At 69.9% G+C, this 22,921-nt stretch carries 22 protein-coding genes; 5 read left to right on the top strand and 17 right to left on the bottom strand.

Going from position 1 to position 22,921, the window contains the following annotated elements; translation table 11 throughout:
• Positions 1 to 54: 54 nt before the first annotated feature.
• The 14 genes from lysS to ftsH form a co-directional block, all read right to left on the bottom strand.
• The gene (lysS, locus tag ACFXMV_RS04775; protein ID WP_378503226.1) at positions 55 to 1,566 is read right to left on the bottom strand and encodes a lysine--tRNA ligase; all 1,512 of its coding nucleotides are present in this window, start codon (positions 1,564 to 1,566) and stop codon (positions 55 to 57) included.
• A 22-nt stretch (positions 1,567 to 1,588) separates the two neighbouring features.
• The gene (locus tag ACFXMV_RS04770; RefSeq protein WP_378499692.1) at positions 1,589 to 2,011 is read right to left on the bottom strand and encodes a rhodanese-like domain-containing protein; all 423 of its coding nucleotides are present in this window, start codon (positions 2,009 to 2,011) and stop codon (positions 1,589 to 1,591) included.
• Entirely contained in the window at positions 2,008 to 2,574 is a 567-nt protein-coding gene (locus ACFXMV_RS04765) for a cysteine dioxygenase (RefSeq protein ID WP_378499691.1), read from the bottom strand. Before ACFXMV_RS04765 ends, ACFXMV_RS04770 begins: the two co-directional genes overlap by 4 nt.
• Positions 2,575 to 2,738: 164 nt before the next feature.
• On the bottom strand, positions 2,739 to 3,554 hold the full coding sequence (locus tag ACFXMV_RS04760) for a type III pantothenate kinase (RefSeq protein ID WP_378499690.1): 816 nt from the start codon (positions 3,552 to 3,554) through the stop codon (positions 2,739 to 2,741).
• Between the two features lie 2 nt (positions 3,555 to 3,556).
• Positions 3,557 to 3,997: an aspartate 1-decarboxylase gene (gene panD / locus ACFXMV_RS04755; protein WP_027500490.1), complete on the bottom strand. Its 441-nt coding sequence runs from the start codon at positions 3,995 to 3,997 to the stop codon at positions 3,557 to 3,559.
• Between the two features lie 50 nt (positions 3,998 to 4,047).
• Positions 4,048 to 4,962 (bottom strand): pantoate--beta-alanine ligase, encoded by a 915-nt coding sequence (gene panC / locus ACFXMV_RS04750; protein WP_378499689.1) that lies wholly within the window; start codon positions 4,960 to 4,962, stop codon positions 4,048 to 4,050.
• Positions 4,959 to 5,885: a Rossmann-like and DUF2520 domain-containing protein gene (locus ACFXMV_RS04745; RefSeq protein ID WP_378499688.1), complete on the bottom strand. Its 927-nt coding sequence runs from the start codon at positions 5,883 to 5,885 to the stop codon at positions 4,959 to 4,961. The genes panC and ACFXMV_RS04745 overlap by 4 nt, the downstream gene beginning before the upstream one ends.
• Positions 5,886 to 5,997: 112 nt before the next feature.
• Positions 5,998 to 7,038: a DUF6779 domain-containing protein gene (locus ACFXMV_RS04740; protein ID WP_378503227.1), complete on the bottom strand. Its 1,041-nt coding sequence runs from the start codon at positions 7,036 to 7,038 to the stop codon at positions 5,998 to 6,000.
• A gap of 112 nt (positions 7,039 to 7,150) precedes the next feature.
• Positions 7,151 to 7,621: a DUF3180 domain-containing protein gene (locus ACFXMV_RS04735; RefSeq protein ID WP_378499205.1), complete on the bottom strand. Its 471-nt coding sequence runs from the start codon at positions 7,619 to 7,621 to the stop codon at positions 7,151 to 7,153.
• Complete coding sequence (gene folK, locus ACFXMV_RS04730; RefSeq protein WP_378499206.1) at positions 7,618 to 8,124, bottom strand: 2-amino-4-hydroxy-6-hydroxymethyldihydropteridine diphosphokinase; 507 nt, start codon at positions 8,122 to 8,124, stop codon at positions 7,618 to 7,620. Before folK ends, ACFXMV_RS04735 begins: the two co-directional genes overlap by 4 nt.
• Complete coding sequence (folB, locus tag ACFXMV_RS04725; protein WP_378499207.1) at positions 8,121 to 8,495, bottom strand: dihydroneopterin aldolase; 375 nt, start codon at positions 8,493 to 8,495, stop codon at positions 8,121 to 8,123. Before folB ends, folK begins: the two co-directional genes overlap by 4 nt.
• Positions 8,488 to 9,324 carry a dihydropteroate synthase gene (gene folP, locus ACFXMV_RS04720; RefSeq protein ID WP_378499215.1) on the bottom strand — a complete coding sequence of 279 codons (837 nt, stop codon included), beginning with the start codon at positions 9,322 to 9,324 and terminating at the stop codon, positions 8,488 to 8,490. Before folP ends, folB begins: the two co-directional genes overlap by 8 nt.
• A gap of 11 nt (positions 9,325 to 9,335) precedes the next feature.
• Positions 9,336 to 9,956 (bottom strand): GTP cyclohydrolase I FolE, encoded by a 621-nt coding sequence (gene folE / locus ACFXMV_RS04715; protein WP_378499208.1) that lies wholly within the window; start codon positions 9,954 to 9,956, stop codon positions 9,336 to 9,338.
• 86 nt (positions 9,957 to 10,042) lie between these two features.
• Entirely contained in the window at positions 10,043 to 12,346 is a 2,304-nt protein-coding gene (gene ftsH / locus ACFXMV_RS04710) for an ATP-dependent zinc metalloprotease FtsH (protein WP_378499209.1), read from the bottom strand.
• Positions 12,347 to 12,590: 244 nt separating this feature from the next.
• Between ftsH and ACFXMV_RS04705 the strand changes: the two genes are divergently transcribed.
• A complete protein-coding gene (locus ACFXMV_RS04705; protein ID WP_378499210.1) occupies positions 12,591 to 13,223 on the top strand; it encodes a maleylpyruvate isomerase family mycothiol-dependent enzyme in 633 nt (210 codons plus the stop codon).
• 26 nt (positions 13,224 to 13,249) lie between these two features.
• Here the strand turns inward: ACFXMV_RS04705 and ACFXMV_RS04700 are convergent, their stop codons facing one another.
• The gene (locus ACFXMV_RS04700) at positions 13,250 to 14,614 is read right to left on the bottom strand and encodes an amidase (RefSeq protein ID WP_378499211.1); all 1,365 of its coding nucleotides are present in this window, start codon (positions 14,612 to 14,614) and stop codon (positions 13,250 to 13,252) included.
• 203 nt (positions 14,615 to 14,817) lie between these two features.
• Between ACFXMV_RS04700 and ACFXMV_RS04695 the strand changes: the two genes are divergently transcribed.
• The 4 genes from ACFXMV_RS04695 to ACFXMV_RS04680 all read left to right on the top strand — a co-directional run bounded on the left by ACFXMV_RS04695 (position 14,818) and on the right by ACFXMV_RS04680 (position 20,976).
• Positions 14,818 to 15,825 carry an ATP-binding cassette domain-containing protein gene (locus ACFXMV_RS04695; protein ID WP_378499212.1) on the top strand — a complete coding sequence of 336 codons (1,008 nt, stop codon included), beginning with the start codon at positions 14,818 to 14,820 and terminating at the stop codon, positions 15,823 to 15,825.
• Between the two features lie 11 nt (positions 15,826 to 15,836).
• Positions 15,837 to 16,625 carry an ABC transporter permease gene (locus tag ACFXMV_RS04690; RefSeq protein WP_378499216.1) on the top strand — a complete coding sequence of 263 codons (789 nt, stop codon included), beginning with the start codon at positions 15,837 to 15,839 and terminating at the stop codon, positions 16,623 to 16,625.
• A complete protein-coding gene (locus ACFXMV_RS04685) occupies positions 16,625 to 18,592 on the top strand; it encodes a serine/threonine-protein kinase (RefSeq protein ID WP_378499213.1) in 1,968 nt (655 codons plus the stop codon). Before ACFXMV_RS04690 ends, ACFXMV_RS04685 begins: the two co-directional genes overlap by 1 nt.
• A 62-nt stretch (positions 18,593 to 18,654) precedes the next feature.
• Positions 18,655 to 20,976: a serine/threonine-protein kinase gene (locus ACFXMV_RS04680; RefSeq protein WP_378503228.1), complete on the top strand. Its 2,322-nt coding sequence runs from the start codon at positions 18,655 to 18,657 to the stop codon at positions 20,974 to 20,976.
• A 30-nt stretch (positions 20,977 to 21,006) separates the two neighbouring features.
• Here the strand turns inward: ACFXMV_RS04680 and ACFXMV_RS04675 are convergent, their stop codons facing one another.
• Together ACFXMV_RS04675 and hpt are read right to left on the bottom strand one after the other, a co-directional pair.
• On the bottom strand, positions 21,007 to 22,341 hold the full coding sequence (locus tag ACFXMV_RS04675; RefSeq protein ID WP_378500494.1) for an amidase: 1,335 nt from the start codon (positions 22,339 to 22,341) through the stop codon (positions 21,007 to 21,009).
• 17 nt (positions 22,342 to 22,358) lie between these two features.
• A complete protein-coding gene (gene hpt, locus ACFXMV_RS04670; protein ID WP_378409413.1) occupies positions 22,359 to 22,913 on the bottom strand; it encodes a hypoxanthine phosphoribosyltransferase in 555 nt (184 codons plus the stop codon).
• Positions 22,914 to 22,921: the final 8 nt, after the last annotated feature.

The raw sequence follows: 22,921 nt of genomic DNA, 5'->3' as shown, positions 1-22,921 counted from the left end.
GCCCAGTCGGACGAACGCAATACCGGAGAAAAGCAAATTAGCAATTGAAAGAGGTCAGCGAGCCGCGGGGCGCACAATTGGGAAGAGGATTGTTTCGCGGATTCCCAATCCCGTCAATGCCATCAACAGGCGATCGATCCCCATGCCGGTGCCCGTCGTGGGCGGCATTCCCTGCTCCATCGCGGCGAGGAAGTCCTCGTCCAGCGCCATCGCCTCATCGTCGCCCGCCGACGCCAGCCGCGCCTGGTCGACGAAGCGCTCCCGCTGGATCACCGGGTCGACAAGCTCCGAGTATCCGGTGGCCAGCTCGAAGCCGCGCACGTACAGGTCCCACTTCTCCGTCACACCCGCCTCGCTGCGGTGCTGGCGGGTCAGCGGCGAGGTCTCCACCGGGAAGTTCCGCACGAAGGTGGGCGCGACGAGCTGGTCGCCGCACTGGTGCTCCCACAGCTCCTCGACGAGCTTGCCGTGTCCGTAGCCCTTGTCCTTGGGCACCTCGAGCCCGACCTTCTCCGCGAGCGCGAGCAACTCGTCGACGGTCGTCGCGGGGGTGACGGCCACACCGATCGCCTCGGACAGCGACGGATACATCTCGAGCGTCTTCCACTCGCCGCCGAGGTCGTATTCGGTGCCGTCCGCGAGCGTCACCAGCTGGGTTCCGAAGGCGGCCTGGGCGACCTCCTGGATCAATTCGCGGGTCATCGTCGCGGAATCGTCGTAGGTGCCGTACGCCTCGTACGTCTCGAGCATCGCGAACTCCGGCGAATGCGTCGAATCGCTGCCCTCGTTGCGGAAGTTCCGGTTGATCTCGAAGACCTTCTCGATCCCGCCGACGACGCAACGCTTGAGGAACAGTTCCGGAGCGATCCGCAGATACAAATCGATGTCGAGGGCATTCGAGTGGGTGATGAACGGGCGCGCCGCGGCCCCGCCAGCCAGGGTCTGCAGCATCGGGGTCTCCACCTCGAGGAACCCGCGCCGCTCGAGCGCGTTACGCAGCTCACGGACCACCGCGACGCGCTTTCGCGCGTTGTCGCGGGCCTCCGGGCGCACGATCAGGTCCGCGTAGCGCTGGCGGACCCGCGACTCCTCGCTCATCTCCTTGTGCGCGACCGGCAACGGGCGCAGCGACTTGGCGGCCATCTGCCAGGCGTCGGCCATCACGCTGAGCTCACCGCGGCGGGAGCTGATCACCTCACCGTGCACGAACACGAAGTCGCCCAGGTCGACGTCCGACTTCCACGCGGCCAGCGCCTCCTCACCGACGGAGGCCAGGCTGATCATGGCCTGCAGCTGGGTGCCGTCACCCTCCTGCAGCGTGGCGAAGCAGAGCTTGCCGGTGTTGCGGACAAAGATCACCCGGCCGACCACGCCGACCTGCGTGCCGGTGGCGGTGTCCGGCTCCAGGTCAGGGTGCTGCGCACGCACCTGCGCGAGCGTGTGGGTGCGCGGAACCGAGACCGGGTAGGCCTCCTGCCCCTGCGCCAGGATCCGGTCCCGCTTCTCTCGGCGGATCCGGAGCTGCTCGGGGGTGTCATCGGCCTGCTGGATTGCTGCATCACTCACGGGTGACCAGCATAATGCGCCCTCAGTGCGCGGCGACCGCCGCGGCCTCCCGAACGTAGTGCCGGGCCCTGGTCGCGACCCCGAGCAGGCCCGCCGAACGAAGCGCCTGGTACCCGCCGACGAGATCCGTCGCCCGGTGCAGACCCAGTTCCTGCAGCGCCGCGGCCGCCAGGCTGGACGTGTAGCCCTCCGAGCAGACCACGATCCACTCGACGTCGTGATCGACGGCCAGCGCGATGGCCGCGCTGCTCGCCGGGTCGAGCCGCCACTCGAGCACGTTCCGTTCGATCGCCAGCGCGCCGGGCAGCGCGCCCTCGACGGCGCGCTGCGCCTGCGGTCGGATGTCGACGATGATCGCGCCGCGGGCGACGGCCTCGTCGAGCTCGAACACGTACATGCGCCGGTAGCTGCCGCGGGCCTTCTCGAGCATCTCGTCGATGGTCATGCCGACTGTCCTTCCGGGAGATCGGTCAGCTCGGTGCGGGTACGCCGGAGAGCGCCGTGATCGGTCACCTCGTAGTACGACATCGCCGTGAGCGGCGGCGAGTAGGCGTGCACGCTCAGCGTCGGGGCTGCGGGATCCACAACGTGGTCGGGCGCCTGCATGACGTCGTGCACCCAGCCGAGCGGGAACGAGGCCTGATCGCCCGCGTCGAGCGTGCGGTACTTCAGTTCACCGCCGCTCCAACGGTATTCGGCCAGCACGCCGCTGAGAACGGTGAGCGCGCCGAGCGACCCGGCATGGTCGTGGAGTTCGGTCGAGAGACCGGGCGCCCAGCTGATCAGCCAGACGTCGACGTCATCGTCGGCATGCAGGCGGATCGACCAGCGCTGGTCCGTCGGCCACGACCCGGTCCCGGGCAGCAGATCGGCGAAGCGGCCGTCGAGCACGTCCCGCGCGCCCTGATCGGTGATGCGCAACAGGTCGGCCGGACGCAGACGGCTCGGCGAGGACAGCGCGGTGAGGGGTGATGGTGCCAAAGAAGAGACCACTGATGTGGAAAGCATGGGAGAGACTCCAGGAGGGTGAATTGGTCAAGGCGGTCAGACGTGCCTCAACGAATCGAGGCGGCGTTCAGCCTCGACAACACTCCTGGGCGACCATGCGGCGATTCACGCCCACCAGTGTGACATAGAACCCGGGACCTGCAAACCCTCCGGCCATCGGCCGCTCAGCCGACCGGCGGATGCTTCGCGGCCCGTCGGGCCTGGTTGCGTTCGTACACGATCCGCAGGCCCTCGAGAGCGAGGTCGCGTTCGATGTGCGCGATGGTCTCCGACTCCGGCATCACCAGCGGGGCGCTCTCACCCGTGGCGATCACGTTCACGTCGTCGCCCGCGAACGCGGGCAGCTCGGCGCGGACCCGGCGCACCAGTCCGTCCACCATGCCCGCGAACCCGAAGATCGCCCCGGACTGCATGCACTCGACGCTGTTCTTGCCGACCACCGCGCGCGGTCGCACCAGCTCGAACTTCCGCAGCGCCGCCGAGTGCGAGGCAAGCGCGTCGGTAGAGGTCTCCAGGCCCGGCGCGATCGCCCCGCCGAGGAACTCGCCCTTCGCCGAGACCACGTCGACGCAGGTCGCCACCCCGAAGTCGACGACGATGCACGGACCGCCGTAAAGGTGGTGTGCGGCCAGGCTGTTGACGATCCGGTCGGCACCCACCTCCTTGGGATTGTCGACCAGCAGCGGTACCCCGGTTCGCACGCCGGGCTCGACCACCACGTGCGGCACATGCTCCCAGTACCGGGTCAGCATCACCCGCAACTCCCGCAGCACCGACGGCACCGTGGACAGCGCCGACACCCCGACGATCTGGTCCACGCGACCCCCGAGCAGGCCCCGCAGCATCCAGGCCAACTCGTCCGCCGTCATCCGCGGATCCGTCCGCATCCGCCAGTCCCGCACCAACTTCGAGTGGTCACCGGTGCCGGTGAACAACCCGAGGGAGATGTTGGTGTTGCGGACGTCGACGGTGAGCAGCACGGTTACACCAGCGCCGAGGCGTCTTCGAGAGTGGACAGCATCCGCGGCGTGATCAGGCCCGACCCCTCGGGGGCGTGCGCCGGGTCGGCGCCGAGCTCGATGGCCTTGTTGTCGGCGTCGACGAAGACCACGCGCGGCTGGTAGTCGCGGACCTCCTGCTCGTTCATCACGCCGTAGGCGATGAGGATGACCAGGTCGCCGGGATGGACCAGATGCGCTGCCGCACCGTTGATCCCGATCACGCCGGAACCGCGCTCCCCCGCGATGACGTAGGTCTCGAGGCGGGCACCGTTGTTGATGTCCACGATGCACACCTGTTCGCCCTCGAGCAGGTCGGCGGCGTCCATCAGGTCCTGGTCGACGGTGACCGACCCGACGTAGTGCAGGTCGGCGTGAGTCACGGTGGCGCGGTGGATCTTCGACTTCATCATGGTGCGAAACATGTTGTGTCCTTAGGTCTGTCTGGAAATCGGTGGCGATGGAGGGGGCGCTCTTACCCCGCCGGCGTGGTCTGCGTGGTGCGGGAATCCTCTTCCCGTTCGAGGAATCCGGTGCCGACGGCGATGCCGACGTTGTCGATCAATCGGGTGCTGCCGACCCTGGCCGCGACGAGCAGTCGCCCGTCGCCGCGCTCGGGCGCTGGCCCCAGGTCGACGCCGCGGACCTCGAGGTAGTCGACCTCCACCTCCGGGGTCGTCGCCAGCACTCCGCGGGCGGTGGCCAGGATCGCCTCGGGCCCGCCCGCCGCCGCGTGCGCGCCCGCCACCAGCGCGGCGGAGATCGTCGCGGCCGCGGTGCGCTGGGCCTCGTCGAGGTAGCGGTTCCGCGAGGACAACGCGAGGCCGTCCTGCTCGCGGACCGTGGGGACGCCGTAGATCTCGACGTCGAGGTTCAGGTCGCGGACCATCTGACGGATCAGCGTGAGCTGTTGGTAGTCCTTCTCGCCGAAGTACGCGAGGTTGGGCGCCACGATCTGCAGCAGCTTGTTCACGACGGTCAGCATCCCGGCGAAGTGCGTCGGGCGGCTGGCCCCTTCCAGCTCGCTGCCGAGCGGACCCGGATGGATCATGGTGCGCTGACCGGCCGGGTACATCGCGGCCACCGACGGGGCGAACACCAATTCGACGCCCGCCTCGCGCAGCAGCTCGAGGTCGCGGTCCAGCGTCCGCGGGTACGCGTCCAGGTCCTCGCCCGCACCGAACTGCAGCGGGTTGACGAAGATGGACACCACCACGACGCTGCCGCGCAGTTTGGCCTGGCGGACGATCTCGAGGTGCCCGGCGTGCAGCGCGCCCATGGTCGGCACCAGCGCCACCTGGCGTCCGACGCCGCGCAGCGCCTTGGCGACCTTGGTCAGCTCGGCGGGTTCGTGGTGCACGGTCAGTTCACCGCGTGCGTAGCCGTTCACGAGTGACCCTCCAGGATCTCGATCAGTTCGGGCTTGGACCCGGTCCGCTGAGCGGACCGAAGCGAGAGGGCGCGGTAGGCGGCCGCGATCCGCGGGTCGACCTCCTGCAGGACCCGGAGGTGGGTGGCCACCGCTGCCGCGTCGCCGCGGGCCACCGGCCCGGTCAGTGCCGCGGGACCGCGCCGGAGCGCGTTGTCCAGGGCAGCGGACAGTAGGGGGCCCAGCACCCGCTCGGCCACCCCGTTCGGCTGGTCGTCGACGAGCTGCTGGCCGAGGAGTTCCTCACCGGAGAGGGCGACGCGGAGCGCGGCGACGGCGTCCACGACCAGGGTGACCAGGTGATTGCTGCCATGCGCGAGCGCCGCGTGGTACAGCGGGCGCGACTCTTCGCGGACCCGGACCGGCTCGCCGCCGATCTCCAGGACCAGGGACTGCGCGATCGCGTAGCCGATCTCGTCCGCCGCGGTGATTCCGAAACACGCGGAGGACAGCCGAGCGGTGTCCTCGTCGTGTCCGGTGAAGGTCATGGCGGGGTGGATCGCCATCGGTAGGGCACCGAGGGCGGCCAGCGGCTCGAGCACACCGATGCCGTTCGCACCCGAGGTGTGTGCGACGAGGGTGCCCGGCTTGACCGAATTGGTGGCGGCCAGGCCGCTCACCAGGCCGGCGAGCTCGGCGTCCGGCACCGTCAACAGCAGCAGTTCGCAGCGCGAGGCCACCTCTGCGGCCGGCAGGATCTCGGTCTCGGGGAGCCGGGTCTCGGCCCGGCGAATCGACGCGTCGGACACCGCGGAACAGGCGACGACGATGTGGCCGACACGCTCGAGCGCGGCGCCGATCGCGGTTCCTACGCGTCCCGCCGAGACAATTCCGATGGTCAATCGTGCGGGCGCGGGGTCCTGAGTGATCTCGAAGGAGGTCACCGTTTTCCTCTCGTTCGTTCCAGTCCCGCAGGGCGGGTACCAGACGTTCACAGTGAGGATAGCCGCCGCGCTGCGACGGCCGCCATGGCGGAAATGGTGATCTAGCGCACGCTCAGTCGCGTCGGCGGCGGCCGGACCTCGACCCGTCCGTCCCGGACTCCGTGGTGTTCATGTTCGCCATGATCTCCGCGACCGAGAGCCCCGTCGAGTGGGCACCCGCCGGGTCGGCCGCCTCGGATACGGCTGCGGGCGCAGGCTCTGCCTCCGCGGCACGGCGGCGAGACCTGCGAGAGGGCACCTCGACGGGCGTCGATGCGACGTCGGGGGTCGGCGCCGGAGTGGGTTCGGGCGACGGCGCGGGTTCGGGTTCGGGCAGTGGCGCGGGCGCCGGGATGGGCGGCACCGGCTCGGGCACCGGGATCGGCGGCGTCGGCTCCGGGGGCGGCTGCGTCGCGGCGGGCCGCGGTGCGGCTGGTGCCGCGCGCGGCGGGGGCACCTGCCTCGGAATCGGTGACGCCGCGACCGGGGTGGGCTCCGGCTCGGGTTCCGTCACCACGAGAACCTCGGCGGTAACCGGCTCGTCGAACGGCGTGGCGAAGGTCGGTCCGGCGCTCGGGGTGGCCGCGTACGCGGGATCCGGGGCGAAAGCCGCGGGCCGCGGGTGGCCGGCCCTTGGCGAGCTCGCCAGTTCCGGGATTCGGGTGGCGTCGGCCATCAACGCGACCCGGTCGACCGGCAGCCTGCCGTCGAACAGCACCTCGAGACTGCCGCGCAGCGCCGCCAGCTCCGCCCGCAGGGCAGCAATCTCGGAGACATCGAGGTTCGCCTCGCCACGGACCCTGGCCTCGACGCCCAACTCGTACTCACGCCTGGCGGTGATCTCCCGCTCGAGCTGCAGCTCGTACACGGTCTGCAGATCGCGCACCTTCGCCTTGTCGGCGGCCGATTCGCGCCGGTACTTGGTCATCCCGATGGCGGCGATGACGGTGGCCCACAGGGCGACGACCAGCCCCACCCGTAGCAACAAGACGCTGTTGCTGAAGATCATGAACAGGCTGGCGATCACCGCCAATGCCACCAGCGAGCCGACAATCATCTGGCTCGTGCTGCGCTTGTTCCGCCGAAGCGAGCTCGCGCGACCAGAAACCGTCATGCAGCCGAGGATAGCGGTCCGCACCGACCGGCCGCCGCGACGACAGGTCACACGCGCGGAGTGGAGCCTGCAGGAACGACCAGAAGATCCCGAGTGGAGCCTGCAGGAGCCGTCAGATCGCCGGCTCGTCCGGCGGCTCGTCCGGGGCCTTGCAGCAATGCTCGAGCCAGAGCGCCGCGGCCACCAACACCACGCCCGCGCCGAGGCCGACCACGGCGCCGGAGATGTCGTCCGCGGCGGCCTGAACGGTCGATCGCTGTGGCAGCAAGTACAGGAGCAACCCGAGCCAGACGCCCGCGCTGGCCGCCCCGACCAGTGCCGACGCCTTGGCCAGCGCCACCGCCCTTGCCGCGGTGATGGGATGGAGCTGGCGCGGCCCCTGGCCGAGTTGATGCCCCCGCACCCGCGCCCGGATCATGAAGGCGACACCCACCTCGATGGCGGCGACCGGATACAGCGAGGCGCCCGCGTACAGCGGGATCGGCGGCAGGTCGCCGTAGAACGTGCGAACCAGAAGCCAGGTCGCGATGGCCGCGAAGGCTGCGAGCCCCAGCAGGTCCCGGATCCGGGTCGGACTCATCATGGGCGTACCAGCCGGAGCTCGGTCCGTCGCACCCCGTCGCGCTCGTTCGCGTCGAGGTCGCCGAGCAACTCTCGAGCCGACGTTGTCGCTCCCCGCACGACCAGCGAGGCGTCCGGGTCGACCTCAAGCCATGGGATGAGCACGAACGCCCGCTCGTGGGCCCGCGGATGCGGCAACGTCAAGTCCGGGTCGTCGCTGACGACGCCGTCGCAGTCGATCACGTCGATATCGAGGCTGCGTGGGCCCCACCGCAATTCGCGCACCCGGTCGGCGGCGGCCTCCAGCTCCTGCCCGAGCCGCAGCCAGCCGCGGCAATCCAGCTCGGGGTCGGCCGCGATCAGCGTGGCGTTGAGGAAGTCCTGCTGCTCGACCCCGCCCCACGGTGCGGTCGCGTACACGCCGGACGCCGCGACCAGCCGATCGCCGAGCGCATCGACGACGGATCGGAGGTTCTCGAGCGGATCGCCGAGGTTCGATCCGATGGAGAGAACCGCGCGACTCATCCGCGCAGACCCTTGCGGGAGCGGCGTGCCACGACGGCGACGTCGACGAAGGTCAGCGGGATGGGCGCCGACGGCTTGTGCACGGTCACCTCCACGGCGTTCACCCGGTCATCGCCCAGCACCGCATCGGCGATCTCCCCGGCCACCGTCTCGATGAGGTCGCGGGAGGGGCCGGCCACGATCGCGGCTGCCGTCTCGGCGAGTTCGCCGTAGTGCATGGTGTCGGCGAGGTCATCCGAGGCCGCCGCCGGTGCCAGGTCCATCCACACGGTGATGTCGACGAGGAAGTCCTGACCGTCCCTCTTCTCATGCTCGAACACGCCGTGATTGCCGCGAACCCGCAAGCCGCGCAATTCGATTCGATCAGACATGACCCTCCCCCTCAGCCGCACTCCAGGCATTCGCCACCGCGATCGCGTCGAGAGAACCCCGCGCGTCGTGCACGCGGACACCCCACGCCCCGCCCCGCGCCGCGAGCGCGGAGACGACCGCCGTCGCGACCTCGCGGCCTTCGGGGGCGCGGTCGCCGTCCGCGTCGGCGAGCAGCTTGCCGAGGAACCGCTTCCTGGAGGCGCCGATGAGAACCGGGAAACCGAGCGCGTTGAGCCGGGGCAGCGCTCCGAGCAGTGCCCAATTGTGGTCGGCGGTCTTCGCGAATCCCAGCCCGGGATCGAGGATCAGCCGATCGGGATCGACGCCGGCCGCGACCGCGGCGTCGACCTGGGTGAGCAGTTCGGAGCTGACCTCCGCGACCACGTCGTCGTAGTGGTTCGCGCCGCCGGCCTGCACGTAGTCGCCAGCCGACCGCCAGTGCATGAGGATCCAGGGCAGGCAGGCGTCGGCCATCACCGCGGCCATCGCCGGGTCGGCGCGGCCACCGGAGACATCGTTGACGATGGCGACCCCGGCCTCGATCGCGGCCGCCGCCACCGACGCGTGCATGGTGTCGACGCTGACCGTGACGTTCTCCGCCGCCAGGGCCGCGATCACCGGACGGATCCGCTCGGCCTCGACCGCCGGATCTACTCGGGTGGCGCCCGGACGGGTCGATTCGCCGCCCACGTCCACGATGTCCACGCCCAGCCGGCTCAGCTCGAGGCCGTGCTCGATCGCGGCGTCCCGGTCCAGGTAGCGGCCGCCGTCCGAGAACGAGTCGCTGGTGACGTTGAGGACGCCCATCACCACGCAGCGGCCCGGCATCGGCGGCACCGTCACTTGCGCAGGATCAGGTCCAGAGCCTCGGAACGCGAGGCGGCACTGGACTGCAGCAGTCCACGCACGGCGGAGGTGGTGGTGCTGGCGCCCGGCTTCCGGATGCCGCGCATCGCCATGCACAGGTGCTCGGCCTCCACCACGACGATGACCCCGCGCGGATCGAGCTTGCGCACCATCGCGTCAGCGATCTGACTGGTCAATCGCTCCTGCACCTGCGGACGCTTCGCGTACAGGTCGACCAGTCGAGCGAGCTTCGAGAGCCCGGTGACCCGGCCCGTGGCGCCGGGGATGTAGCCGACGTGCGCGACACCGTGGAACGAGACCAGGTGATGCTCGCAGGTGGAGTACATCGGGATGTCGCGGACGAGCACCAACTCCTGGTGTCCCTCGTCAAAGGTGGTGTTGAGCACCGAATCCGGATCCGTGTACAGGCCGGCGAAGACCTCTCGGTATGCCCGCGCCACCCGGGCGGGGGTGTCGAGCAGGCCCGGCCGATCCGGGTTCTCGCCGACCGCGATCAGCAGCTCACGAATCGCGGCCTCGGCGCGCGGCTGGTCGAACACGCGACCGGTCTCCACGCACTCAAGTTCTGCACCACCGAGTTGATTGACCGACACCCGACCGAACCTCCACTCTCGTCGACCGTTACCCACCGACCGCGCCTGCGCGACGCGATCAGTGGGTAAGCCTAGTAACCACCGGACTACTGCTGGCCGTTCGGCCCTTCCCAGCGCTCGGTTGCCGCGTCGCCCTCCTCGGCGGACTTCTGCGGCGGATTCCACTGCGGATAGCCGCCGTACGGGTTCGGCGGGTTCTGTGCGTGCTGCGGGTGCTGCTGGTGCTGGCCCTCCCCGGTGTCCCGCGGCGGCCAACCGGGCGCCGACCAACCGGCTGGCGCGCCGTAGTCCGGCATCGACCCCTGCTGCGGCTGCTGCCGCGGATCCGGGTACGGCTGGTAGCCGCCGTTCGGGGCAGGCATCGGGTAGCCGTTCTGCGGACCCGGGCCCGCCGGTGTGGGCGGAACCGTCTCTCGGGGCTGGCTGAAGGTCGGCTGCCGGACGGACTCGTCGGGCAACGGCTCACCGCGCTCGATCGCCAGCTCGCGTGGCGTCTTCACCGGCGGCTTGTCCGACGGGGTCCGGCCACCGAAGTCGTTGAACGCGGTGATCCGGGGCCGCTTCTCCACGCTCGAGAAGATCTGCTCCAGATCCTTGCGGGTGAGGGTCTCGCGCTCGAGCAGTTCCGTGGCGACCACGTCGAGCAGGTCGCGGTACTCGTTGAGGATCGCCCACGCCTCCGTGTGCGCCGCCTCGATGAGGTTGCGCACCTCCTCGTCGATCTCCCGGGCCACCTCGTGCGAGTACTCGGAGCTCATGCCCATCGAGCGGCCGAGGAACGGGTCCCCCTGCTCCTGTCCGTACCGGACCGCGCCCAGCTTGGCGCTCATCCCGTACTCGGTGACCATCGCGCGGGCGATCTTGGTGGCCTGGTCGATGTCGGAGGAGGCGCCGGTGGTCGGCTCGTGGAAGACGAGCTCCTCGGCCGCGCGGCCACCCATCGCCATCACCAGGCGGGCGATCATCTCCGAGCGGGTCATCAGACCCTTGTCGTCCTCGGGCACCGTCATGGCATGGCCGCCGGTGCGCCCGCGGGCCAGGATGGTGACCTTGTAGATCGGCTCGATATCCGGCATCGCCCAGGCGGCCAGGGTGTGCCCGCCCTCGTGGTACGCGGTGATCTTCTTCTCGTGCTCGCTGATGATCCGGCTCTTGCGACGCGGGCCGCCGATGACGCGGTCAACCGATTCCTCGAGCGCCGCCTCGGTGATCAGGGCGCCGTTCTCGCGGGCGGTCAGCAGGGCAGCCTCGTTGATGACGTTCGCCAGGTCCGCGCCGGACATACCGACGGTCCGCTTGGCCAGGCCCTCGAGGTCGGCGTGCTGATCGAGCGGCTTGCCCTGCGAGTGCACCTTGAGGATCGCCCGACGGCCCGCCAGGTCGGGGTTGCTGACCGGGATCTGGCGGTCGAACCGGCCCGGACGCAGCAGGGCCGGGTCGAGGATGTCGGGGCGGTTGGTCGCGGCGATCAGGATGATGCCGGTGCGGTCACCGAAGCCGTCCATCTCGACCAGCAACTGGTTGAGGGTCTGCTCACGCTCGTCGTGGCCGCCGCCGAGGCCGGCGCCGCGCTGGCGGCCGACCGCGTCGATCTCGTCGACGAAGATGATGCAGGGACTGTTCTGCTTGGCCTGCTCGAACAGGTCGCGCACCCGGGAGGCGCCGACGCCGACGAACATCTCGACGAAGTCCGAACCGGAGATGGTGAAGAACGGCACCCCGGCCTCACCCGCGACCGCCCTCGCGAGCAGCGTCTTACCCGTTCCCGGCGGGCCGTAGAGCAGCACGCCCTTCGGAATCTTCGCGCCGAGCGCCTGGTAGCGGGCCGGGTTCTGCAGGAAGTCCTTGATCTCGTACAGCTCTTCGACGGCCTCGTCGGCGCCCGCCACGTCCGCGAACGTGGTCTTGGGCATGTCCTTGGACAGCTGCTTGGCCTTCGACTTGCCGAAGCCCATCACGCCACCACGGCCACCGCCCTGCATGCGACCCATCACGAACACGAACAGGCCGAGCAGGATCACCATCGGCAGCACGAACAGCAGGATCGAGGTCAGCCAGCTCTCCTGGCTCACCTTGGTGTTGTACTTCTCCAGGCCCGCGTTCTGGACGGCGGTGAAGATCTGCTCCGACGCGGCGCTCGGGTACTTCGTGAGGATCTGCTTCGAGTCCTCGGTCGCCTCGTTGCCCTGTTTCAGGGTGAGGCGGAGTTGCTGTTCGCGGTCGTCGATCTGCGCGTCGGTGACGTTCTTGGCGTCGAGCTGGGCAATGGCCACCGAGGTGTCGACGTTCGTGTACCCGCGGGTGTCGTTACCGAAATAGCTGAACGCGTAAATGATCAGCAGGATGCCGGCGACAATCGCCAGGTTGCGAAAGACAGTCTTGCGATTCATACAGGTTCAGCCTCTGCAGGCCAGTCCTTTCCAGTTCCGGTCGAGCACAGTGCGCCGGGTTCCGGCTGCTCACCGGAGGTTCAAGGTTACCGCGACCGCTGCGGGTGGTGTCCGTTAGCGCAGCCATCCGCGCGCAGCGGCTGCCACGGCGGCTTCTGCCCAGTAGAACGCGCGGGCACACCGGATGGTTCCGTGAGGCGCGCCACGGCGGGCCGCGGGCGCCGACTGTCGATACGCTGCCGCCATGACGCTGCCATACGCCGAGGTCCTGGCGGAGATCGAACGCTCGCAGGCGAGGCTGGAATCCGCGGTCGCCGACCTGTCGGACGAGCAGGCGCGCGGCGGCTCGCTGCTGCCCGGCTGGAGTCGCGGCCACGTCGTCACCCACCTCGCGCGCAACGCCGACGCACTGAACCGGTTCGCGATCGGCGTGCTGTCCGGAACCCAAGCGGAGATGTACCCGGGCGGCCGCGAGGCCCGGGGCGCCGCCATCGAGGAGGGCGCGGACCGACCCGTCGAGCTGCTGGCCGCCGACCTGCGCTTCGCCGGGCGCCGGGTGATCGAGTCGCTGCGGCGGATCGGACCGGATCAGCTCGACACGCCCGTGCTCTGGCGTAAGCCCGTCACCGCGCGGGACGTCCCGGTGCTGCGCTGGTGTGAGCTCGAGATCCACCACCTCGACCTCGGCACCGGATATGCCGCCCTGAACTGGCCCGGCGCGTTCGTCGAATCGATCCTGGACCGGGACCTGCCCGAACTCGCTGACGCGGCTCCCGACGTCGCGGTGCCCGACCTGCCCCGGGCCGAACTGCTGGCGTGGCTGGTCGGACGGCCGACGCGGGCCGGACTCCCGGAGCTCCCGGCCTGGCCGTTCTGACCCGCGGCCGCCGCGACCCGCGGCCGTCACACCACCGCGACCCGCGGCCAGGGCTGCAGAGCCTCGAGCTGCGCGGCCACGGCCAGGATCCGCGACTCGCCGCCGGGCGGCGCCGCGATCTGCATGCCGAGCGGGGTACCGGACTCCGGATGCATCCCCACCGGGACGGTCGCGGCCGGCCAACCGACCAGGTTCCAGATCGGGGTGAACGGCGCGAAACGCACGGCTGCCAGGACGTTCGACGACCAGGACCGCTCGCTCCAGCGGTGCGCCTGCATCGGCGGCCCGGCCAGCGTCGGGGTCAGCACCACGTCGAAATCCTTGAAGAACCCGCGCAGTGCGGCCTCCATCCTGTCCACTTGCCCGGGCTTGACGAGCCGGTGCATGGCGCGCCCGACCGCGACATGGGTGCGGGTGCGTGGCTCCAACAGGGAAGGATCGAGCCCCTCCGCGTATGCGGCCGTGCCTGCCGTCCAGCGCGCCACCATCGGCGTCGGGTTCAGGGAGTACGGCAGTTTCCCGGCCGTGACCGTGTGACCGGCACAGCCGAGCAACTGCGCGCTGCGTTCCACCCCGTCCCGCCAGTGCCGGTCCACCGGGACCATCGGCAGCGGTGAGCCCACCGCCACCCCGATTCGCAGCCGACGCGGGCGTTCGAATTCCGCCAACTCCGGGCGGCCCGCCATCACCGACAACAGCAGTGCGGCGTCCTGGACCGTCGTCGTCAGCGGACCGTTCTCCGCCATCCCGAACCAGGAGTTCGCACCAAGATCGCGCGGAACCACGCCGCTGCCGGGTTTGATGCCCACCAGCCCGCACGTCGCGGCCGGGATCCGGATCGAGCCGAGACAGTCGGACCCGTGTGCCACCGGCACCATCCCGGCTGCCACCGAGACGCCAGCCCCGCCGGAGGATCCCCCCGACGCCAGCTCGGGGTTCCACGGATTCCTGACGATCGAATCGGGCGAGTCGGTCGACGCCCACACGCACAGCTCGGACAGCCTGGTCAGTCCCACCGGCACGGCACCGGCCCGGCGCAGTCGGTCGAGCACCGGGTGGTCCTCGGTCGAGGACTCGGTGTCGGTGGCGGCGGAACCGTTCCCCAGGGGATGCCCCGTGATCGGAATGTTGTCCTTGATCGCGATCGGCACCCCGGCCAGCGGCAGCGTCGCCAGGCCCGGCCTCGCGGCGAGTGCCATGGCCTCGGCGCGCGCCTGGTCGCCGCGCACGGCCACGAACGCGTCCAGCCCGGGATCGCGGTCGGCGATCCGGGTGAGCGCACCCTCGACCGCCTCGATCGGCGACAACGCGCCGGAACGCACCCGAGCGGCGATCGCCGCGGCGGTGAACTGGGTACCGGCGAGCGGGGCGCTCACCGTATCGCTGGACATGTCTTGAACCGCCTCATCTGGTTGGTATTCCAATCGTCCGTCCTCGTGGCGCCCGCTGACAGACACCCTTGGGGTGCGGAAAGGCCACCCTGCGGTGGGCTGAGGACACCACGGGATGCGACGAATTTGCTTGCTGCCGCCCGATCGGAGTGCGATCGTTGCAGGGCACGCCCGAAACCGTCCACGTAAACGCGGAGGTAGGCATGGCTGACGCAATCGTGGCCGAGGGGCTGGTCAAGCGGTACGGAAAGGTCGTGGCCCTCGACGGACTCGACCTCGCCGTACCCGAGGCCACCGTCCTCGCGCTGCTCGGTCCCAACGGCGCAGGGAAGACGACGGCGGTGCGTGTGTTCACGACGCTTCTCGAACCCGACGCCGGGCATGCCACCGTCAACGGCCTCGACGTGGTCGCCGACGCCAAGGCGCTGCGCGCGCAGATCGGCGCGTCCGGACAGTACGCCGCGGTGGACGAGTACCTGACCGGCTTCGAGAACCTCGAGATGGTCGGCCGGCTCTATCACCTCGGCACCAAGTTCAGCAGGGACCGGGCCCGCGAGCTGCTGGAGCAGTTCGACCTCGTGGAGGCAGGCGACCGGCCGGTCAGGGGGTACTCCGGCGGCATGCGGCGCCGCCTCGACCTCGCAGGGGCGCTGGTCGCGAACCCGCCGGTGCTGTTCCTCGACGAGCCGACGACCGGCCTCGATCCCCGGGCACGGCTCGGGCTGTGGGATGTCATCGAGGAACTCGTCGCGGGGGGCACCACACTGCTGCTCACCAGCCAGTACATGGACGAGGCCGACCGGCTGGCCGACAACATCGCCGTCGTCGACCACGGCAGGGTGATCGCGCGAGGAACCTCGGATCAGCTCAAAGACCAGGTGGGCGGGGAACGGATCGAGCTGGCCCTCGACCCGGGTGCCAGCCTCGACGACGCCAGGGCGGCGCTGGCCCCGCTGTCCGACGGTGACCTCCTTGTCGACCAGCACGCCCGCCGGATCACCGTTCCGGTCGCCGACGGTTCCAGCGCCCTCGTCGAGGCGCTTGGCAGCCTGTCGCGACGGAACGTGACCGTCACCGACGTCGCGTTGCGCAGGCCATCGCTCGACGACGTGTTCCTCGCGCTGACCGGCCACGAGGCGGAGTCGACCGGGAACGGCGCCGAGGGTGCCGTCCGGGTCGGCGGCGCCCACCGGAAGGAGAGTGCGTCGTGAACGGGCTGGAGATGGTGGTCCGCGACGGCGCGACGATCGCCAAACGCAACGTCATCAAGATCAGGCGGGTGCCGGACCTGCTGATCTTCACGACCCTGTCGCCGATCATGTTCGTCCTACTGTTCGCCTATGTCTTCGGCAGCTCCATCGAGGTGCCGGGGATGTCGTACCGGGAGTTCCTGATCGCGGGCATTTTCGCCCAGTCGGTCATCTTCGGCGCCACCTGGACCGGGCTCGGGCTCGCCGAGGACATCCAGAAGGGGTTCATCGACCGGTTCCGGTCGCTGCCGATGGCCCAGTCCGCGGTGCTCGTCGGGCGCACCACCAGCGACGTGCTGATCAACGTCGTGAGCCTGGTGGTGATGACGCTGGCCGGCCTGGCGGTCGGCTGGCGGATCCACACCTCCCTGCTCGAGGCCGCGACCGCGTACCTGCTGCTGCTGCTGTTCGCCTACGCCCTGTCCTGGGTGATGGCCGTGGTGGGGCTGTGGATCCGCACGCCGGAGGTGTACAGCAACGCCAGCTTCATGGTGATCTTCCCGCTGTCGTTCATCGCGAACACCTTCGTACCCTCGGAGAATCTGCCCACGGTGCTCCGGGTCATCGCCGAGTGGAACCCCGTCTCCGCGGTGACCCAGGCGGTCCGGGAACTGTTCGGCAACACCAATCCCGCGCTCGAGGTACCGGACGTCTGGCCCCTGCAGAACCCGGTGGCGGCCTCCCTCGCCTGGATCGCCGGGATCCTGGTGGTGTTCGTACCGCTGGCGATCCACCGCTATCAGAAGGCGGTCAGCCGCTGATGGACCCGACCGTTCGGTCGACGCCCGAGGCGACGGTCGCGGCGGTCCCGGCGCGCGAGACCGTCGCGCGCACCCTGTCCCCGGAGCGAATGGACGACGAGCGCACGTCGCCACCCGGTTCGCGCGGGGCCATGGGCGACATCGATGTCGGCCAGCGCATCGACGACTTCGACCTGCTCATGGCGCTCGGCCGGGGCGCGTTCGCGCGGGTCTTCCTCGCCAGGCAACGCTCGATGCACCGACTGGTCGCGGTGAAGATCTCGCACGACCACGGCTCCGAACCGCAGACGATGGCGCAACTCGACCACGACTACATCGTCCGGGTCTTCGACCAGCGTCAGCTCGAGGGCCTCGGGGTGAGACTGCTGTACATGCAGTACGTCCCCGGCGGCACGCTGCTGGCGGTGTTGCGCCGAATCCGCGGGTCCCCGCGGGAGCCGCGCGGTGGACAGGTGCTGCTGGACGCGATCGACGAGGCGCTCGAGGCCAAGGGCGAGATCCGGCCAACCGACTCCAGCGTCCGGGCCGAGGTTGCCGCCCTCACCTGGCCGGAGACCATCGCCTGGCTGGGCCGACGCCTCGCGGAGGCGCTCGACCACGCCCGCAGGCACGGGGTGATCCACCGCGACATCAAGCCCGCGAACGTATTGCTCACCGCGGAGGGCGTCCCCAAGCTCACCGATTTCAACATCAGCTTCAGCGACCGCGTCGCAGGCGTCAGTCCGGTCTCGTACTTCGGCGGTTCGCTGGCGTACATGTCGCCGGAGCAATTGGCTGCCCGGCATCCGCAGATGGCGGCGACCGCCGCCGACCTCGACACCCGCAGCGACCTCTTCGCCCTCGGCGTCATGCTGTGGGAACTGCTGACCGGCAGGCGCCCGTTCCGCGACGCGATCGACGCCGACGAGTCGGACGCCTCGCTCGGCACCATGCTCGACCTGCGCAGGCACCGGGTCGACCCGCAGGTCGAGGCCGAACTGCCGCCCGACTGCCCGGCCACCCTGCGCCGCGCGCTGCTGACCTGCCTGGAACCCGACCCGCGAGACCGCTGGCCGACCGGCGCGGATCTGGCGCGGCAGTTCGAGCTGTGCCTGGATCCGCACGCCCGCGACCTGGTCGACCCGCCGCCGGGCAGCTGGCGGCTGCGGCTGCGGCGGTGGGCGGCACCGATCCTCGTGGCCGGGATCCTGGTACCGAACGCGCTGGGAGGCCTCTACAACTACACCCACAACCGCACGCTGATCGTCGGCAAGCTGTCCCCTGCGGCGCAACAGCATTTCGGGCAGATCCAGCTGATCATCACCGTGATCGCCTTCCCGCTGATGGCGGTGCTGCTCGCCCACCTGTGCCGCCGCCCGATCCTGGTGCCGCTGGCGCTGCTGCGCGGCCGCACCTTCGACGCGGTGACCCTGGCGCGGGCCCGCACCGACACCCTGCTGCTCGGCGACCGCGTCGTGGTCCTGTTCTTCGCCGGCTGGTGGATCGCGACCGCCGTGAACCTGATCGCGCTGCGCGTCGCCGCGGGGGCGATCCCGCGGGGGTCGTACGTGCACTTCCTCGCCTCGACGGTGGTGTGCGGCGCCATCGCGGTGGCCTACCCGTTCTTCCTGGTCACCTTCTACGCCGTGCGCTGTCTGTACCCGGTGCTGCTGCCGCGCGAGCTGATCAGCGCCGACGACGCCAGGCGGCTGCGCGGGCTGGAGCGGCGCAGCACCCGCTACCTGGCCGTCGCCGCCTCCGTGCCGTTGGTGGGGATCGCCGGGGCGACCTTCCTGCCCGCCGCCGAACTGGAGTCGGTGGTCGTGCCGATCCGGGTGCTCTGCCTGGGAGCGATCGTCGCGTTCATCGCGGCCTACTGGATGTTCCGGCAGCTCGAGCAGGACCTGCGCGCCCTCGAACGCGTGGTGTCGGACGGGTCCGGTCCCACCTTGACGATCCGCGACCCAACCCTCATGGCGCTAGGCTGAGAGGCGTCTCCTGCACCACATCGAGCGCTGCACAACGCACGAGACATTCCGAGGTTTTCGTTATGAAACGGACCATTCGACCCACACCGGACTCGACGGTCGCGGCGTCGTCGCCGGACTCCACGGTCGCGGCGGCGTCGTCGCCGGACTCCACGGTCGCGGCGCCGTCGTCGCCGGACTCCACGGTCGCGGCGCAGCCACCGGTCGCCCGTTTCGCGGCCCGATGGGAGGCGACCGGCACTCCCCCGAATCTCGCGGACTACCTCCCCGAGCCCGGGGACCAGCGCCGCGAGTCGTTGATCGAACTGATCGAGGTCGACCTGCGGTACCGGTGGCTGGAGTTCGACAAGCCCAAGCGGCTGGCCGCCTACCGCGAGGAGTTCCCGGAGCTCAAGTCCGCGCCGTTGCCGCCCAAGCTGATCCACGAGGAGTTCCGTCTGCGACGCGAGAGCGGCCTGACCGTCGAGGCGAGCGACTACTCTCGCGACTTCCCGGAAGAGTCCCAGGTGATCGAGCAACCGCCGAGCCCGCGCGACGACCAGGACACGCTGATCGCAAAGCCCGTCGCGCAGGAGTCGCTCGAGGACATCGACGTCGGGCAGCGGGTGGACGACTTCGATCTGCTGATGGGTCTCGGGCGGGGCGCGTTCGCGCGGGTCTTCCTCGCCCGGCAGCGCTCGATGGAGCGACTGGTCGCGGTGAAAATGTCGCACGATCACGGCACCGAACCGCAGACGCTCGCCCAGCTCGATCACGACTACATCGTCCGGGTGTTCGACCAGCGAGTGCTGGCAGATCGCCAGCTGAAACTGCTCTACATGCAATACGTCCCCGGCGGCACCCTGCTCGGGGTGCTGCGGCGAGTCCAGGCGACGGCGCCCGCGGACCGCAGCGGACAACTGCTCCTCGACGTGATCGACGAGTCGCTCGAAAGCAAAGGGGAGATCCGCCCGAGCGACTCAAGCGTGCGGGCCGAGATCGCGCCGCTGAGCTGGCCGGAGACCGTCGCCTGGCTGGGCCGTCGTCTGGCGGAGGCGCTCGACTACGCGGGCAAGCACGGCGTGCTGCACCGCGACATCAAGCCCGCGAACGTGCTGCTCACCGCCGAGGGGGTGCCGAAGCTGGCCGACTTCAACATCAGCTTCAGCGACCACGTGGCAGGCGCGAGTCCGGTGGCCTACTTCGGTGGGTCGCTGGCCTACATGTCGCCGGAACAGCTCGCGGCCTGCCATCCGGGCCTGCCTGGCACGGCGAGCGACCTCGACACCCGCAGCGACATCTTCGGGCTCGGGGTGATGTTGTGGGAGTTGCTCACCGGCTCGCGCCCCTTCGACGACGGGCCAACGGGAGGCCAGTCGCAGAGTTCGCTGGAACGGATGCTGGCGGTACGTGCGCGCGGCGTCGACCAGGAGAGCCAGGCCATGCTGCCACCCGACTGCCCGGCCGCACTGAAGCGGGTGTTGCTGACCTGCCTGGCACCCGAGCCGCCCAACCGGTGGTCGACAGGCGCCGAGCTGGCCCAGCAGTTCGAGTTGTGCCTGGACCCCCGTGCCCGCGACCTGGTCGATCCGGACCCCCGGAGCTGGCGGATGCGGCTACGGCGCTACGTGATACCGATCACCGTGCTCGCCATGCTTGTCCCGAACGTACTGGCTGGCATCTACAACTACCACCACAACAAGACGCTGATCATCAGCGCCTTGTCGGCGGAGGCACAGGAGAAGTTCGAGCAGGTCCAGACGGTGATGAACGGCATCTTGTACCCGATCGGCATTGTCGCGGTGGTCTACTTCTGCCGATATCCGATGCGGATGCCGCGCGGGCTGCGCAAGGGCCGGACTTACGACAAGCAGACCCTGACGAAAGCGCGCTCCGACACGCTGCTGCTGGCCGACCGGGCCGTCCTCATCATCTTCGGGATATGGCTGCTGGCCGCCGTCACCTATCCGATCTCCTTGCAGGTCGCCGTGGGCCATCTCCCGGCGGGCGCCATCATCCACTTCTTCGGCTCACTCATCGTGTGCGGGGCGATCGCGGTCGCGTACCCGTTCTTCCTGGTGACCTTCTTCCTGGTGCGCTGCATCTATCCGATGATGCTGCCGCAGGGAATCACGAGCAGCGACGACGCCCGCAAGCTGCGCGGACTGAGCAGGCGCAGCGTCCGCTACCTGGCGCTGGCCGCCTCGGTGCCGCTGATCGGCGTGGCCGGGGTGACCTTCCTGTCCGCCGACGAGATCACCTCCGTGATCGTGGCGGTCCGGGTGCTGTGCGTCGGGGCCATCGCCGCGTTCATCCTCGTGTACTGGCTGTTCCGGTTGCTGGAGAAGGACCTGCGCGCGCTCGAACGGGTCGTCTCGCACGAGCCTGCGACCAGGACGGCCTGAACCGTCACACCGACGCGACCCGCGTCCAGATCACACCGACGCGACCCGCGTCCACGGCCGCAATTGCTCAAGCTGCGCCGCCACCGACAGGATCAGCGCCTCACCGCCTGGCGGCGCCGCGATCTGCACGCCCAGCGGGGTGCCCGACTCCGGGTGGATCCCCACCGGCACGCTCGCCGCTGGCCAGCCGACCAGATTCCACAGCGACGGGAAGGGCGCGTAGCGGATGTTCGCCACGATGTTGGAGAGCCAGGACTTCTCGCTCCAGCGCAGCGCCTCGATCGGTGACCGGGCCAGCGTGGGGGTGATCACCACGTCGAAGCCGACGAAGAACCGGCGCAACGCCGCGTCCACCCGTTGCGCCTGCGCGGGGTCGACGAATCGGGCCATCGCGCGGCCGACGGCCGCATGCCTGCGGGTCCGCGGCTGCAGCAGCGCCGGATCGAGACCTGCCGCGTCGGTGGCGGCGCCCGCGGTCCAGCGCGCCAGTATCCCCAGCGGGTTCGCCGGATACGGCAGCCGCGCCGTCGCGAGGTGGTGACCAGCGCCGCCGAGCACCGCCGCCGAGCCCTCCGCGCCTGCCCGCCAGTGCGGATCGACCCGGACCAGGGGCAGCGGTGAGCCGGTTGCCACCGCGATCCGCAGCGGACCGGGATCGGCGACGACCGCCAACTCGGGTCGGTCCGCCATCACCGACAGCATCAGCGCCGCGTCCTCGACCGTCGTCGCGAGCGGGCCGTTCTCCGCCATGCCGAACCAGGAGTCCGACCCCAATTCGGCGGGCACCACACCGAGGCCCGGTTTGAGTCCGACGAGCCCGCAGCCGGCGGCCGGGATCCGGATCGAGCCCATCCCGTCCGCGCCGTGCGCCGCCGGGACCATGCCAGCCGCGACCGCGGCAGCCGAGCCGCCGGAGGACCCGCCGGTGGTCCGGCCGGGGTTCCATGGGTTGCGCGTGACGATGTCCGGGGTGTCGGTGGTTCCCCACAGACACAGCTCCGGCACCGAGGTGAGACCGACCACGACCGCCCCCGCCGCACGCAGCCGCGCGACCACGGGATGATCGGCGGTCGAGGGTTCGCGGGGGCTCGCCTTCGAGCCGTTGCCCAGTGGGTGGCCCGCCACCGGCACGTTGTCCTTGATCGCGATCGGCACGCCCGCGAGCGGCAGCGTCGCGAGGTCGGGCCGCGCGCCGACCGCGTCGGCCTCGGCCAGTGCCTGCTCGGCGCGGACCGTGACGAACGCGCCCAGCCGCGGATCCCGCTCGGCGATCCGGGTCAGGGCCGACTGGACGGCGTCACGGGGTGTCAGCGCGCCGGAGCGCACCTGCGCGGCGATTGCGGCGGCGGTCAGATCCGATGGCATGCCACGAGTATGGCTGGTCAGCCGCCGTACACCGTGGGTTCGAGGGTTCCGATGTAGGGCAGGTCGCGGTACCGCTCGGCGTAGTCGAGGCCGTACCCGACGACGAACTCGTCCGGGATGTCGAAGCCGACGTTCGCGACCTCCACGTCCACCTTGATGGCGTCCGGCTTGCGGAGCAGGGTGACCACCTCGAGCGAGGCCGGATTGCGGGTGCGGAGGTTACGCATCAGCCAGGACAGCGTGAGACCGGAGTCGATGATGTCCTCGACGATCAGCACGTGCCTGCCTGCGATGTCCTTGTCCAGGTCCTTGAGGATCCGCACGACACCGGACGAGGAGGTCGACGAGCCGTAGGAGCTCACCGCCATGAACTCCATCTGGGTGGGGATCGGCAGGGCCCGAGCGAGGTCGGTCATGAAGAAGACCGCTCCCTTGAGGACGCCGACCAGCAGCAGGTCGCCCTCTGGCGCGCCGACCGGGTAGCGCTCGGCGATGATCGCGGCCAACTCGGCGATCTTGTCCTGGATCTGTTCCTCGGAGATCAACACCGATGCGATGTCGCCTTCGTACACGGCGCGAA

The sequence above is a fragment of the Rhodococcus sp. NPDC059179 genome, assembly GCF_042754885.1.
In the GTDB taxonomy this organism is placed as follows: Bacteria; Actinomycetota; Actinomycetes; order Mycobacteriales; family Mycobacteriaceae; genus Rhodococcus_G.
Note: the sequence above shows the minus strand (reverse complement) of the source record. Positions and strands in the feature narration are given on the sequence as shown.